The sequence below is a fragment of the Candidatus Dependentiae bacterium genome, from assembly GCA_018897535.1.
Classification (GTDB): Bacteria; Babelota; Babeliae; order Babelales; family UASB340; genus UASB340.
The window spans coordinates 1-15343 of the sequence record JAHIKO010000061.1 but is presented as its reverse complement, the minus strand read 5'-3'; the positions used below and the strand labels follow the sequence as shown (position 1 = coordinate 15343).

Annotated in this window: 13 protein-coding genes; 11 read left to right on the top strand and 2 right to left on the bottom strand. The window is 30.7% G+C overall.

Annotation, left to right across the window (positions count from 1 at the left end; all coding sequences use genetic code 11):
* Positions 1-58: 58 nt before the first annotated feature.
* Entirely contained in the window at positions 59-505 is a 447-nt protein-coding gene (locus tag KKE07_04285; GenBank protein ID MBU4270061.1) for a hypothetical protein, read from the bottom strand.
* Between the two features lie 207 nt (positions 506-712).
* Between KKE07_04285 and yidC the strand changes: the two genes are divergently transcribed.
* From yidC to lpxC, 7 genes are all read left to right on the top strand, one after another.
* Positions 713-2257: a membrane protein insertase YidC gene (gene yidC, locus KKE07_04280; protein MBU4270060.1), complete on the top strand. Its 1545-nt coding sequence runs from the start codon at positions 713-715 to the stop codon at positions 2255-2257.
* A gap of 8 nt (positions 2258-2265) precedes the next feature.
* On the top strand, positions 2266-2871 hold the full coding sequence (gene recR / locus KKE07_04275) for a recombination mediator RecR (protein MBU4270059.1): 606 nt from the start codon (positions 2266-2268) through the stop codon (positions 2869-2871).
* 6 nt (positions 2872-2877) lie between these two features.
* Positions 2878-5247 carry a hypothetical protein gene (locus tag KKE07_04270; protein ID MBU4270058.1) on the top strand — a complete coding sequence of 790 codons (2370 nt, stop codon included), beginning with the start codon at positions 2878-2880 and terminating at the stop codon, positions 5245-5247.
* 13 nt (positions 5248-5260) lie between these two features.
* Complete coding sequence (locus tag KKE07_04265; GenBank protein MBU4270057.1) at positions 5261-6571, top strand: aminopeptidase P N-terminal domain-containing protein; 1311 nt, start codon at positions 5261-5263, stop codon at positions 6569-6571.
* A gap of 3 nt (positions 6572-6574) precedes the next feature.
* Complete coding sequence (locus KKE07_04260; GenBank protein ID MBU4270056.1) at positions 6575-8230, top strand: CTP synthase; 1656 nt, start codon at positions 6575-6577, stop codon at positions 8228-8230.
* A gap of 97 nt (positions 8231-8327) precedes the next feature.
* Positions 8328-8762, top strand: coding sequence for a 50S ribosomal protein L13 (gene rplM / locus KKE07_04255; GenBank protein ID MBU4270055.1), 435 nt, complete (start codon positions 8328-8330; stop codon positions 8760-8762).
* A gap of 68 nt (positions 8763-8830) precedes the next feature.
* A complete protein-coding gene (gene lpxC / locus KKE07_04250; protein MBU4270054.1) occupies positions 8831-9700 on the top strand; it encodes a UDP-3-O-acyl-N-acetylglucosamine deacetylase in 870 nt (289 codons plus the stop codon).
* A 29-nt stretch (positions 9701-9729) separates the two neighbouring features.
* Here the strand turns inward: lpxC and KKE07_04245 are convergent, their stop codons facing one another.
* Positions 9730-10860, bottom strand: coding sequence for a site-2 protease family protein (locus tag KKE07_04245; protein ID MBU4270053.1), 1131 nt, complete (start codon positions 10858-10860; stop codon positions 9730-9732).
* A gap of 252 nt (positions 10861-11112) precedes the next feature.
* Between KKE07_04245 and rpsL the strand changes: the two genes are divergently transcribed.
* The 4 genes from rpsL to tuf are packed head-to-tail and all read left to right on the top strand — an operon-like array spanning position 11113 to position 15303.
* On the top strand, positions 11113-11493 hold the full coding sequence (gene rpsL / locus KKE07_04240) for a 30S ribosomal protein S12 (GenBank protein MBU4270052.1): 381 nt from the start codon (positions 11113-11115) through the stop codon (positions 11491-11493).
* Positions 11493-11972 (top strand): 30S ribosomal protein S7, encoded by a 480-nt coding sequence (rpsG, locus tag KKE07_04235; GenBank protein MBU4270051.1) that lies wholly within the window; start codon positions 11493-11495, stop codon positions 11970-11972. Before rpsL ends, rpsG begins: the two co-directional genes overlap by 1 nt.
* Before the next feature lie 19 nt (positions 11973-11991).
* The gene (gene fusA, locus KKE07_04230) at positions 11992-14070 is read left to right on the top strand and encodes an elongation factor G (GenBank protein MBU4270050.1); all 2079 of its coding nucleotides are present in this window, start codon (positions 11992-11994) and stop codon (positions 14068-14070) included.
* A gap of 42 nt (positions 14071-14112) precedes the next feature.
* On the top strand, positions 14113-15303 hold the full coding sequence (gene tuf / locus KKE07_04225; protein ID MBU4270049.1) for an elongation factor Tu: 1191 nt from the start codon (positions 14113-14115) through the stop codon (positions 15301-15303).
* Positions 15304-15343 lie beyond the last annotated feature (40 nt).

Below are 15343 nucleotides of genomic sequence, written 5' to 3'. Positions count from 1 at the left end.
AGGTGATTAATTTTTAATCACCTTTTATATTTGTATTGAATAATTTTAAAATTTATTATTATTTTTCAAATTTTGATGTAACTTCTGTGTAATCATCATAAACAAAAACTTTAACACCACTTAAATTTTTACTGCGTTTAGCAAACTCTATGTACATTTTATCGTAATTTTGGTCACTAGCCATTGCAAAAGATATTTTAATACCACCAATATATCCTTCATTGGATAGATATATTTCTTTGGCTTCATCTTGGCTTGGACTGAATTTGCCATCAAAATCTATAGTTAGATCTGAAATATGGCCTTTTAGTGCATGGGCTTTTAGATTGAATTTAATTTTTTGTATTTTATGTGTCGATCTATTATAAACCTGAACTTTCGAGTAGTTTTTTTTATCTTTATATTTTTCATGATTTTTGTCTAATGATTGGGTATCGGCTGCCAAAATATTAGTCCCTATACTCAATGCAAAAATGCTTAGTAATAAAAGCATATTTTTTTTCATAAAATTCTCCTTTTTATACTTATAAAAAAACTCAAATATTACTTACCATATTTTGAATTTTATTCAGAATATATAATTACTGTCAATGAAAACACAAAAATTAAATTAATTGTTGTCTAGGCTTATTTTTTTTTATTTGGTAAAATACCAGCTTATTAGATTTTATATAGATTTTTGCTTAAAAATAAAAAAGAGGGTTAATATTTCATGGATAAAAAATTAGTATATGTTCTATTGTCATCACTTGCAGCTGTTTGGATATTTAATTATTTTTCACCTAAAAAAGAGTCTTTGAATCTGCAGGATATAAAGCCTGGGCAGGGCTATAATGTTCCATCTGCCAGTGAATTGGCAAAACCAATTAATTTGGAAATAGATTTTTTAGATAAAAAAATTACAGAAAAAGAGTCATTTAATGAAATAGAAACGGATTTATTGAAAGTTTCTTTTTCCAATTATGGTGGAGTTCTTTCAGGCGTAGAATTTAAAAAACACTTGGGTAAAAATTCACAGCCTTTAAAGATAATCCAAAATAAAGGATTTTATGAGCGAGAACAGGGTGCTTTTCTTGTAGCATTAGATGAAAAAACTCCATATTTTTATAAATTTGAAGGTTCCTTTGTTGATGGCGATAAAACGAATATTGTTTATTCCACAAATTCCTCCGGTTGGTTAATAAGAAAAGTTTATTCTATTTACAACAATAATTATAAAATAGATTTAAAATTGGATTTTGAAAAAAGTAGTGATGCAAGTTTAATAAGACCGAGATTATTTTTTCCGTCACCAATGATTGGAGAGATTGAAAAAGATTTGCAGTCTGTGGTTATTGGATCTCTTGATAATAAGTCTGTAGATAAAATAGCTGAAAAAGATTTGACTAAAGCTTGGGTAAAACCTGAAATTATTGGCTCACAGGATAAGTATTTTTTGATGACTCTTTTTGCGGATAACAATGAATTTGTAAATAGAGCTTTTTTTAAAAAAACAAATAATCAAATATTTACAATTTTAGAGGGAAAAGAATTATCTGAAAATTATTCAACAAAACTTTCTTTTTATATTGGTCCAAAATTAGTTGAAGATTTGATTGTTGTTGATAAGAGATTGGAAGATGTCTTGGATTTTGGATGGTTATCCTGGTTTTGTAAATTAATGTTAAAATTATTGCAGTATTTATATTCTTTAGTTGGAAATTTTGGAGTAGCTATAATTTTGATGAGTATCATTCTAAAACTTCCATTTGTTCCACTATCAATAAGTAGCCGAAAAAAACTTGAAGAATATCAAAAGCATACTCCGGCTATTAATAAAATAAGACAAAAATATAAAGGTAACCCGGAATTATTAAATCAGGAATTAATGAAGTATCATAAAGACCATGATATATCGCTTTCAACTCAATTTGTTGGTTGTTTGCCTCTTTTGTTACAGATGCCTATTTTATTTTCTCTTTATCGAGTTTTGGGAAATTATATAGAGCTATATCAAGCGCCATTTGCCGGTTGGATAACCAATTTGTCAGCAGCCGATCCTTTTTATGTGCTACCGGTATTGATGGGAATTAGTACATTTGTTCAACAGGCTATGACTCCGGTAAAAGATGCTTCTCAAAAAGTTATGTTATTTGTTATGCCAATATTTTTGACAATAATATTTTTTAATTTTCCGGCTGGACTTGTTCTTTATTGGCTTATGAATAATTTACTTACAATTATAGAAGATCTTTTTAGAAAAAAATATTTTAGATAGATTTTTATATGTTTAATGATTTGCCAACATTACAAAAAATTGTCCGCCAGTTACAGCGAATACCATATTTGGCATCAAAAAATGTATATAGAGTTGCATTACATTTATTACAAGAAAAACCAAATGAGATAGAGCAATTATTTGATTCTATTTCGAATGGTAAAAAACAGATTCATAAATGCGAAATTTGTTTTAATTTGGTTGAAAATAATAATAAATGTTCAATATGTTCATCACAAAATAGAGATCTTTCTGTTATATGCGTTGTGGAAAATTGGTACGATCTACAAGCTTTGGAACGAGCCGGTGGATATAATGGCGTCTTCCATGTTCTTGAGGGATCGTTGTGCCCGCTTGAAGGAGTCGGCCCTGATGATATAAATATTGATGCTTTATTTAAAAGAATAAATGATTCTACCAAAGAAATTATTTTTGCTACAAATTTAACTCCTGAGGGAGAAGCTACTGCGAGCTTTATATCTTCAAAAGTCGAAGAATTAGGTTTAAATTTACAAATATCTCGTTTGGCAAGTGGTGTTCCAATTGGTTCATCTTTAGAATATATGGATCGGGTAACTATTTACAAAGCATTATCCGGTCGTAGGCCTTTTTAATAAATCATGTTTCTAAGAAAAAAAACAAGTTTTTTTTTATTATTTTTAATACTTATTTTTATTTTTAATAAGTTAGATTCTGTTATAAGAGATGTTGTTGAGTCTGTAAAAATTATAAAAGTTAATAGCATAAATCAACAAATAGATAATCTTAACAAAATTACTTTAACAGGAGATGTTGAAGTTTTTATTGATAATAAAATACATTTGTGGGCTGATAAAATTGAAATAGATAAAAATAAACAGATTCTTTTTGCGCAAAAAATTAGTAAAGGCGCTGTAATTATAGAAAGCGAAGATGTTTTAATTTTGGCAGATGATTTTTATTTAAACTTAAAAGATAAAACCGGATATTCAAATAATATTAGATTCAATATGCCTGAAGGCTATCTTTTTGCATCTAAAGCATTTAGAGAAGATGATAATAATTGGAGTATGGAAGATGTTACATATACATCGTGTGATTCGTACGTACCGCATTGGTCAATACAAGCTAGATATGCAAATTTGTATAAAAATTATTTAATAAGAATAAAGGGAATGTTTTTTAAAATGGGCCCATTGCCATTTTTTGCTTTACCATATATGGTTTTACCTTTGCAAAAAAAATCCAAATCAGGTTTTTTAATTCCTAAAATTTCTTATGATAATGATTTAGGTTTTGGTATAAGGCAAGCATTCTATTGGTCAATAGCCCAAAGATTGGATAGTACTATTACAATTGATTGGCGAGATAAAAAGGGTTTGGCGCTTATAGATGAGTTTAGATGGGCTAGATCTAATGAATCTTTTACATTGTTAAATGCTCGATATGCACTTGAAAAAAATGCTTTTGTAAAAAAAAGCGATAGAATATCTTTGGATACATATAGTCATTATTGGATAGATGGTAAGGATTTTAGATCGATAGATTCTGTTTATGGAAAAAATATAAAAACTTTATTGCGTGTGGATTTTGGAACAGATAAAAAAATAGGGTATCAATTTTTTGATAATTTTTTAAATGTTGATGATACTTTTTTGAATTCTGCCATTTTAAGGTCTTGTGGTACAAAAGAGATTTTAAATATTTATTTTGATAGCAAACAAACCAAAAAAAGTAAATTTGTAAATTTAACTTTGCAAGAAAAAAATGAGATCTTATGGGAATTGCCGGAAGATGATAGAAAATATATTGATAAATCTCAAAAAGAGATTGATGAAAAATTTAGTGCTTTGATTTTGCCAAAATTCGAATTTAATTCTGCATATGATAGTTTATTTAAAAATTTTTTTGTTAAACAAGATATTTTTATTGATCATATTTTTTCAAGAAACAAAAAACAGGAGAAATTTTATCTTAATTCAAAGGTTGTAAAAGAGAATGATTTTTTAATATTTAATAAAGTAGATACTTTTAGATTTTATTATAATTTAAATTTTCAAGAAAAATTTTCACTTAAAGATCAAAATTTTTTAATTTTCTTAGACTCTAATTTTCAGTTAAGATCTAAAATAAAAGATCCTGATATTCGTGCAAAAAAATATGTTATTGAAGGTGACTTTTTAAATGGTGGCGCATATAGATTTTTTTTAAGTGGTGGTGCGCAGTGGGTTATGCCTGAGTTATTTTTTGAATTTAATGAAAATTATAATTATTATATTCAGCCAAATGTGAATTGGACTTTTACTCCTAAATTTAAACAAAATCATTGGTATAACTCGGACCTTTGGGATAGAATATATCCTAAAAATGAAATACAAATTAGTTTAAGAAATAATTTTAATGTAGATAATTTACTTATAAACTTAAATCTTTATCAATCTATAGATTTTTATAATAGTTCGGATAGATTTTTTTTAACTCGAAACCCTGTGCAAAAAAATCTGTTTCCATTATGTTTTGATGTATCTATAGACAGTGACGTTTTAGATTTGTTTTTTAAACAGGAATATGATTGGAATAATTTACAATTATTAACATCTCAAATTGATTTATCCTTTAATTTAAAGGATTTTAATTTTTATATATCATCAGTTTATCAACATCCAAAGCTACAAAAAGCAAGAAATCTTTTTTCGGATATTCCAAATTTTTTAATATTATCGTTAAGTGTTCCATTGGTAAAACATACTAAACTTGCTTATGAGGGCGAATTTTATGCTGAACAGGGAACGGTTTTATTCCCCTTTCAAGGTATAAGGCCGTTGCAACATGCAATAAAACTAAATTATGACGGCCATTGTTGGGGAATTTCTTTAGGTTATGAAGAGAAAAGATATAAAGAATATGGTAATTGGAAGAGTGATAAAGCATTTACTTTATTTTTGCATTTAGATTCTTTAGGCTCATTTGCAAGAAAGTTTAAGCGTCCATCAGTGATCAATAAAATTTAAGGGGATCGAGAGTATGTCTTTTAGTGAAAATAATAGCTTTTTGTTATTTAAAACAAGACGAGATCAGATAATTAGATTTTTAAAAGAAAAAAATACTAATTTAGATAATGGTGTGGTAATTATATATTCAGATTTTGAGTGTGATCGATATGTTTTTCGACAGGAAAGTTCATTTTATTATCTAACCGGAATAAATGAGCCGGGTGCTGTTTTATTAATGTATCTTGATGGAAGGCAGATTCTTTATATTCCAAATTATGGTGGTATTAGGGAAAAATGGTGTAAATTAGATATAAAAATAGATGATAATGTTAAAAATTTATCAGAATTTTTGTGTTTTGACGAAATAAAATATTTGGGAAATTCTATCAATGGCTACTCTTTTAATTCTATTTTTACAAAAGAAAAATATTCTAATTTTTTACTAGATATAGAATTTTTTTTAAATTCTTATAAGTTGAAAGAATTTTTTACATTACTTGATTTGGAATTCAATTCAAGATATTTTACGCAAATTCAGTTATATAAAAATTTATTTGAAATATTTCCAGAAACTCGAGAAATTACAAGTGATTTAGCTCCTCTTATACATTATATGCGACGCTCTAAATCTGAAGTAGAGATAGATTTAATATACAAGGCTGTTCAGGTTACAAATATGGCTCATGATTCTGCGGCAAAAGTTATAGCTCCAGGAAGAATTGAGCATGAAATACAAGCAATTGTGGAATCGGTATTTACTCAAGCCGGTGCATTACGACCAGCATTTCCATCAATTGTTGCTACGGGGAAAAATACAACGATTTTACATTATACAAAAAGAGATCAGGAATTAAAACCAGGAGATTTGGTTGTTGTAGATATTGGTGCAGAGTATGGATATTATTGTGCAGATTTAACAAGAACATATCCGGTGTCCGGTAAATTTACCAAAAGGCAAAAAGAAATTTATAATATTGTGCTTGATGCACAGAAATATGTTGAATCTTTAGCAAAACCTGGTATGTTTTTGAATAATAAGAATGTTCCTGAAAAATCTTTAAATCATTTAGCTATAAGTTATTTTAAGAAATTTGGATTAGAAAAATATTTTTTTCATGGAATAGGACATTTTTTGGGGTTGGATGTTCATGATGTTGGTGATACATGTTATCCATTAGAATATGGCGATGTTTTTACTATAGAACCGGGAATATATATTCCTGAAGAAAATATTGGTATAAGAATAGAGGATGATTTTTTAATGGTAGATGATGGAGCTCTTTGTTTAAGTTTTGATTTGCCTAAGCAAGCACAAGAAATTGAAAATTTAATGAGGGAATAAATTATGGAAATTAAAAATTTATATGAAAAAGTAAAAAAACAAAATACAAAATTTATAGTTGTTACCGGCGGTGTTTGCTCATCTTTGGGTAAAGGTATTTTGGTTTCATCCATAGGTGTATTGTTAAAAAATTCCGGATATTCGGTTTCCGTTATTAAACTTGATCCATATTTAAATGTTGATCCTGGAACAATGTCCCCATTGGTTCACGGAGAAGTTTTTGTTACTGATGATGGAGCTGAAACTGATTTAGATCTTGGTCATTATGAAAGAATATTAGGATCACATTTAACTAAAGAGTCGTCAGTCTCATCAGGCCAGATATTTCAAGAAGTTTTAAATGCTGAACGTGATGGGAAATATCTTGGCAGAGATATACAGATGATACCTGATGTTGTTGATGCTATAAAAAATAGATTAATTAATTTTGCAATAAAATATCCCAAAGATTTTATTCTTGTTGAAATAGGTGGAACGGTTGGAGATATTGAAGGTGGCGTATTTTTAGAAGCTGTTCGTCAACTTAAATTGGAATTGGAGCCAAATTCTGTAATGTTGGCACATTTAAGCTTGGTTCCGTATTTGGAATGGGCTCACGAAATAAAAACCAAACCGACTCAGCATAGCGTTATATTATTAAAAAAATCAGGATTGATGCCAGATGCCCTATTTTTGCGAACAGATTATAAAACAAATGATAAAGTAAAGAAAAAATTATCTGTTATGTGTGGTGTTAAGCAGGAATATATATTTGATGCTTTGACAGTTAATTTAATTCCAAAAATATTCGCTAATTTAGATACTCAAAATGTTAATCAACTTATTCAGAACTGGTTTGGGATAAAGAATATACGAAAAGCAGATCTTTCTGAATGGGAAAATTTAATTAAATTAATTGAAAATAAAAAGAAAAGTATAAAAATTGCTTTAATTGCAAAATATGTTGGAAGTAATGATCCATATTTGAGTGTTGTAAGAGCTATAGAAACGGCGGCTAATTTCAACAATGTTGGCGTAACTATAGAAGTAATTGAAGCTGAAAAGCTTGAAAATATCAGTAAAAAAGAATTTGAAGAAACTTTTAAAAATATTGATGGAATAGTTGTTCCGGGTGGGTTTGATAAGCGTGGTATAGAAGGTAAAATTGCATGTGCAAAATATGCACGAGAAAATAATATACCATATTTTGGTCTTTGTTTGGGCATGCAAATTATGCTTATAGAATTTGCCAGATCTGTTTTGAAATTTAAAAATGCATCAAGTACTGAATTTGATAAAAAAACTAAATATCCCGTAATTTCTATGATTGAAGAACAGAAAAACATAGATAAAAAGGGTGGAACAATGCGTTTAGGTGTTTATACTTGTAGTTTGATTAAAAATACAAGGGCGAGAGATATTTATGCACAAGATGCTATTTTAGAAAGACACAGACACAGATATGAATTTAATAATAAATTTAAAAAAGAATTCGAAAAAAATGGAGTAGTGTTTTCCGGAATATATAAAAAAGAAAATTTAGTAGAAATTGCTGAAATAAAAAATCATAAGTTTATGATTGGGACACAGTTTCACCCTGAATTTTTGTCAACGCTACTAAAGCCACACCCATTATTTAAAGAATTTATTAGAGTTATTGTTGAAAATAAGAATAAATAACTCAGTTTATTCTTATTGACCTGTGCTTTTTTTTATTTTAAACTTAACTTTCTTACACTAGTATTAAAAAAGTTAGTTAATTAAGGATTTATTAACCATGGATATGAATAAAGTTTATTTTGCTTCAAAAGAAAATGTTACTCCTAAATGGCATTTAATCGATGCAAATGGTAAAGTTTTGGGTCGTCTGGCAACTGAGATTGCAGACATAATAAGAGGTAAAGATAAACCTGAATTTACACGTCATGCGGATGCCGGTGATTATGTTGTTGTAATAAACTGTGAAAAAATTGTTCTTACAGGTAGAAAATTAGAAGATAAAACATATCCATTTTATTCAGGATGGAGAAGCGGTTTAAAAGAAATTACAGCAAAACAAATGCTTGAAAAGAAACCGGAAATGTTGATAGAACTTGCTGTAAAAAGAATGTTGCCAAAAAATAAGCTTACAAGCCAAACGATCAAAAAATTAAAAGTTTATGCTGGAGAACAACATCCTCACGGTGCTCAACTTATTGGTTTTAAAGCGTAAAAATATAATTATTTTGAGGTTAAAATTAAGCAGGATTAATATCCTGCTTTTTTTATAGGTGTTTCCAGATGTTTCAACGAACAATAAATAAAAGTGTGTCCTTTTCGGGAATCGGTGTACATTTTGGCTTATCTTCTAAAATAATTTTACATCCTGCGCAAATTGATTCAGGTATTGTTTTTATCAATAATGATCTTAGAGAATTTCAGATAAAAATTGGATCCATTATTCCGCAAGAAGCTATGCATGCATCTGTTTTAAAAAAAGATAAATTTGTGATTAGTACGCTTGAGCATCTTATGGCGGCTGTAAATGCATTTCAGATAGATAATTTATTAATAGAAATTCAAGGCGTTGAAGTTCCAATATTGGATGGAAGTTGTATAGGTTTTGTAAATTGTATAAGTAAAATAGGCATAAAAGAACAAAATAAAAAAAAAGAATTTATATCTTCTAAGCAAATAATTTCCTTTAATGATGAAAAAAACGATAGAAGTATATCAATTTATCCAGCTGAAAAAATTAATGGCGAGTATAGTAATTCTTTATTTTTTGATTATTCTGCAGATTTTTCACACCCATTAGTTGGTAAAGGTAGATTATGTGGAGAATTATCTTTAGATTATTTTATTAAAGAAATTGCACCGGCTAGAACCTTTGGCTTTTTAGATCAGTTGCCGTTTTTAAAAAAACATGGTTTGGCTAAAGGAACATCTTTGGGAAATACCGTTGTAATTGGACAAGATGATTTTATTAACACGCCTAGATTTCGCGATGAATTTGTGCGACATAAATTGCTAGATCTAATCGGAGATTTATCTTTATTAGGTAAAAATTTGGCCGGTAAAGTTGTTGCAAAAAAAACCGGACACAGTTTTAATAGACTTGTTGTGCAAGATTATATAAATAATCTGGATAATTGGAAATTGATAAATTAAAAAGGGCTCATTTAATGAGCCCTAAATTTTTATTTATTAAACAATAGAACTATATCTTTGTATGATAAGTAAACTATTAAGCTTAATAGTGCTACCCAAGAAGCCATATTAATTATATTTTTTATTATTTCAGGAATTTCTCTTCTGATTATTGCTTCTATACTAACTAAAAGAAGCTGCCCGCCATCCAAAGCGCCAATAGGTAAAATATTTATTATTGAAAGATTTATGCTAATAAGCGCCAAAAATAATAATAGTGGAATTAAGCCTCTTTGTGCTGTTTGATATGTTTGTGAAATAATTAATATTGGGCCCCCGGCACCTTGTAGACTTTTTGATTTTATAAGAGTTATTATGCCTTTGACCATTTGTTTGATTATTTCATTTGTTGTACTTATTCCTTTTATTACAGCATCAAAAATATTATATTTTTCATATTGCCCGACAAGCTGTTCTGATTTTGGTTCTAAGATTTCGATAATTTTGTTATTAAAATCTTTATTGCTTGGATCCAAAATTATATCCAATTGCTGACTATTTCTTAATATCGTAAGTTTTATGTTACTTGTTGATGATTTAAGCAGTGGCTTTATCAAGTTCTTTTTAATTATTTTAAAAAATAGCGTAGGTTCGTTGCTAATATTTATATCATTTATTGCAATAATTTTGTCTTGAGCTTTTAATTTTGTTTTTTTCTCAATCTCAATATTTATTTTTGATGATATGTTTAAAGATGCCGATTTTTTAGGTATTCCAATCATAAATAAAAAAGAATAAATTAGATATGCAAATATTAGATTAAATAAAACACCACCACTTAAGACAAAAAATTTCTGCCAGTAAGGTTTTTTTGTAAAAGAATTTTCACCTTCGTGCTTTGCAAATTCTTGTTCACCTTGTCCAACTTCGGATAATCCTGCAATTTCTACATAGCCGCCTATTGGAATCATAGATAATCTGAAATTTGTTTGACCAAATTTATGTTCTAATAACTTCGGTCCCATTCCGATTGAAAATGTTGGAGTGTGAATATTAAATATTTTACAGAAAATAAAATGACCGAACTCATGAATTGTTATTAGAAGACCAAATCCAATAATTGCAAAAGCTAGAGGTAATAGTTTTGAGGAAAAAACGAAAAATAAGGCATTTATTGACACGATTACATCCCTTTTAATTTTTTAGACGGTAAAAATTTACATCACATTACGACAGTAGTATACATTTTGTGCAAAATTTTGACTATTCTTTGATTGTTTTGCTTGAAAAAAAATAAAAAAAATATAAAATTAAACTTGCTGTTAATTCATTTTTGAGCATTATTACCCATATTTTATTGTTCGATGAATTGATTATGATTTGTGAATATAAATTGAATTTTTGTTTATTTTATAATTTTTAGGAAAGACGGTATGCCAACAATTAATCAGCTAGTTCGTTCAAAGCGTGTTGCGCCCAAGAGAAAAACGAAATCTCCCGCTTTGAATAGTTGCCCTCAAAAAAGGGGAACTTGTGTGCGTGTTTATACTATGACGCCAAAAAAACCAAACTCAGCTCTTAGAAAAGTTGCCAGGGTTAAATTAACAACCGGAAAAGAAGTAACTGCATATATTCCTGGTGAAGGACACAATCTTCAGGAGCACTCAGTTGTTTTGATAAGGGGCGGTAGAGTAAAAGACTTACCGGGTGTTAAATATCATATCATACGTGGCGTTCTTGATACACAAGGTGTTGAAAAGAGGGCACAAGGTCGTTCTTTATATGGTGCTAAGCGCAAGAAAGGTGGTGCCTAATGCCTAGACGTAAGTCGGTAAACGCTATAAGAGATATTGGAACGGATTTTAGGTTCGACTCTTTTGTAGTTCAAAAATTAATAAATATGATTATGGAAAGAGGCAAAAAAGATTTAGCCTGCTCCATAGTTTATGAAGCATTTGATGTTATTGCTGAAAAAAATGGTGGAGATGATAAGGCTTACCAAATATTTGAAAAAGCCATATCTCAGATAAAGCCATCAGTTGAAGTGAAATCTAGAAGAGTTGGTGGCGGTGTTTATCAAATACCTACAGAAGTAATGCCAAGAAGAGCTCTTGCGCTTGCTTTAAGATGGTTGATAGAATCAGCTTCCGATAGATCGGATAAAACTATGGGACAACGCTTGGCGAGTGAGATTTTGGAAGCGTCCCAAGGTAGAGGTAATTCATTTAAGAAAAAAACGGATGTTCACAGAATGGCTGAAGCCAACAGAGCATTCTCTCATTTTGCTTGGTAATTGGAGGCTTTGTTGATTTATGAGTAATTCGAATTCTGCTGAACTAAAAAAACAAAGAAATATTGGAATTATGGCTCACATTGATGCGGGTAAAACCACGGTTAGTGAGCGCGTATTGTTTTATACCGGTGTTTCTCATAAAATTGGTGAAGTTCATGAGGGTGAAGCTGTCATGGACTGGATGGAACAAGAGCAGGAGAGAGGTATAACAATTACATCTGCTGCGACAACTTGTTATTGGAAAGATCATAAAATAAATTTAATTGATACACCGGGTCACGTTGATTTTACTATAGAAGTAGAGCGATCTTTGCGTGTTTTGGATGGAAGTGTCGCTGTTTTCTGTGGTGTTGGTGGTGTTGAGCCTCAATCTGAAACTGTTTGGCGTCAAGCTGACAGATATAAAGTTCCGAGAATAGCATTTGTTAATAAATTGGATAGAATTGGTGCCAACTATTTCGACGTTGTGTCCGAGATTGATTCTAAGTTGCATGGTAACCCAATTGCAATGCAGTGCCCCGTTGGTCAGTCTGAAGACTTTTCTGGAATAATTGATCTTGTAACTGAAAAACTTGCTGTTTTTGATGAAGAATCTCAAGGATCAAAGGTTTCATGGATTGATCTGCCTGAAGAATATAAAGACAAAGTTTCTGAATTAAGACGTCATTTGGTTGAGAGAGCTTGCGATTTTGATGATGCGATGGCAGAAGATTACTTAGATGGTAAAACTGTATCTCATGAAAGAATAAAAGCCGCTATAAGAAAAGGTGTTTTAGATCAGAAAGTAACACCGGTTTTTTGTGGTTCAGCATTTAAAAATAAGGGTGTACAGCTTTTATTAGATGCGGTTGTAGATTATTTACCATCGCCTTTGGATGTTCCGGCTATTGAAGGTATTAATCCGGATACAAATGAAAAAGAAAAAAGAGAATCTGATCCAAAGGCACCATTTAGTGCTTTGGCATTTAAAATTATGACAGATCCTTTTGTTGGATCTTTAACTTTTGCCAGAGTTTATTCAGGCTTTTTGGAAGCAGGTTCTTATATATATAATTCGTCAAAAGGTAAAAAAGAACGAGTAAGCCGTCTAGTGCGAATGCATGCGAATAAAAGAGAAGAGGTTTCTTGCGTATCCGCTGGTGATATTATTGCCGTTGTTGGTGTAAAAGATGTAACGACCGGAGATACTTTCTGTGATGAAAATCATCCAATATTATTGGAGTCTATTCAGTTTCCTGAACCTGTTGTGAGTGTTGCAATAGAGCCAAAGGGTAAAGGTGATTATGAAAAGATGACAATAGCATTGAGAAAATTAATGCAGGAAGACCCTTCATTTAGATTTACATTCGATAATGAAACAGGTCAGACAGTAATTTCAGGTATGGGTGAATTACACTTGGAAATTATTGTTGATAGAATGCTTAGAGAGCATAAAGTTGAAGCCAATGTTGGAAAGCCTCAAGTAGCTTTTAAAGAAACAGTTATGGCTACAGCTGAAGCTGAAGGTAAATTTATTCGTCAGTCCGGTGGTCGTGGTCAATATGGACATGTTTGGTTAAAAATTTTGCCTCTTGATCGTGGCGCTGGTTATAAATTTGAAAATAATATTGTTGGTGGTGTTATTCCTAAAGAGTATATTCCAGGTATAGAAAAAGGTGTAAAAGAAGCTTTAACTAACGGAATTTTGGCGGGATATCCTGTTGTTGACGTTCAGGTTGAAGTTTTTGATGGATCTTTTCATGATGTAGACTCTTCGGAAATAGCTTTTAAGATAGCAGCTTCGATGGCATTCAAAGAATGTATGAAAAAAGCTACACCTGTAATTTTGGAGCCAATATTCAAGATAGAGGTTGTTACCCCTGAAGAATATATGGGCGATGTTATGGGAGACTTAAATTCTCGTCGTGGAAGAATTTTAGGAATGGAAGAACGTAAAGGTGTCCAAATAATAACGGCTCAGGTTCCTCTTGCCGAGATGTTTGGATATACAACGGATTTGCGCTCTATGACAAAAGGTCGAGCAAGTTCGTCAATGGAATTTGAGGTTTATAGGGAAGTCCCTAAAAACGTCCAAGAGGAAATAGTAGGTAAAAAATAGTTTTAATAATGTTGATTTGTAGATATAAGAAGGATATACAAAATGGCAAAAGGTATATTTGAAAGAAAAAAACCGCATTGTAATATTGGAACAATTGGTCACGTTGACCATGGTAAGACATCTTTGACTGCGGCAATAACAAAATATTTAGCAACAAAAGGTTTGGCTAATTTTAGAGCTTTTGATCAAATTGATAATGCTCCGGAAGAAAAAGCCAGAGGTATTACAATTGCAGTATCTCACGTTGAATATGAAACTGAAAAACGTCACTATGCACACGTAGACTGTCCAGGTCACGCCGACTATGTAAAAAATATGATTACCGGTGCTGCTCAAATGGATGGTGCAATATTGGTTGTTTCCGCTGCTGACGGACCAATGCCTCAAACCAGAGAACACATTTTATTAGCTGGACAGGTTGGTGTTCCCGCAATAGTGGTATTCATGAATAAAGTGGATATGGTTGATGATGAAGGTTTGATTGAATTGGTTGAAGAAGAAATTAGAGAACTTTTAACACAATATGGTTTTCCTGGAAAAGATATTCCTATTATTAGAGGTTCTGCATTAAAAGTTTTAGAGGGTGATACATCTGAAATAGGTAGCCAATCAATTCAGCGCTTGATGGATGCTGTTGATAGCTATATTCCAACACCTGTAAGAGACACTGAAAAAGCATTTTTAATGCCAATAGAAGACGTATTCTCAATTTCAGGAAGAGGTACTGTTGTTACGGGTCGTGTAGAAAGAGGTGTGGCAAAAATTGGTGAAGACATAGAAATAGTCGGTTTTAGAGATACACAAAGATCTACAATAACCGGTATTGAAATGTTTAATAAAGAGTTAAAAGAAACTCAACCTGGTGATAACGTTGGTATACTTCTTCGTGGTACAAAAAAAGAAGATGTAGAGCGTGGTCAAGTTGTTGCAAAAGTTGGTTCTATAACTCCACACAAAAAATTTAAAGCAAAAATTGTTACATTGAAAAAAGAAGAAGGTGGAAGACACACTCCATTTTTCAATGGATATAGACCTCAGTTTTATTTTAGAACAACAGACGTAACTGGAAATATTACACTTCCAGCTGGTCGCGAGATGGTAATGCCTGGCGATGAAGTTGAAGTAGTCGTTGAACTTGTTGGCAAAATAGCTATGGATAAAGAGCTTAAATTTGCAGTTCGTGAAGGTGGAAGAACTGTTGGTGCTGGTATTGTTACTGAAATTATTGAATAAGAATTGTGAGTTTTTGAATGAAAAAACAGAAGATACGTTT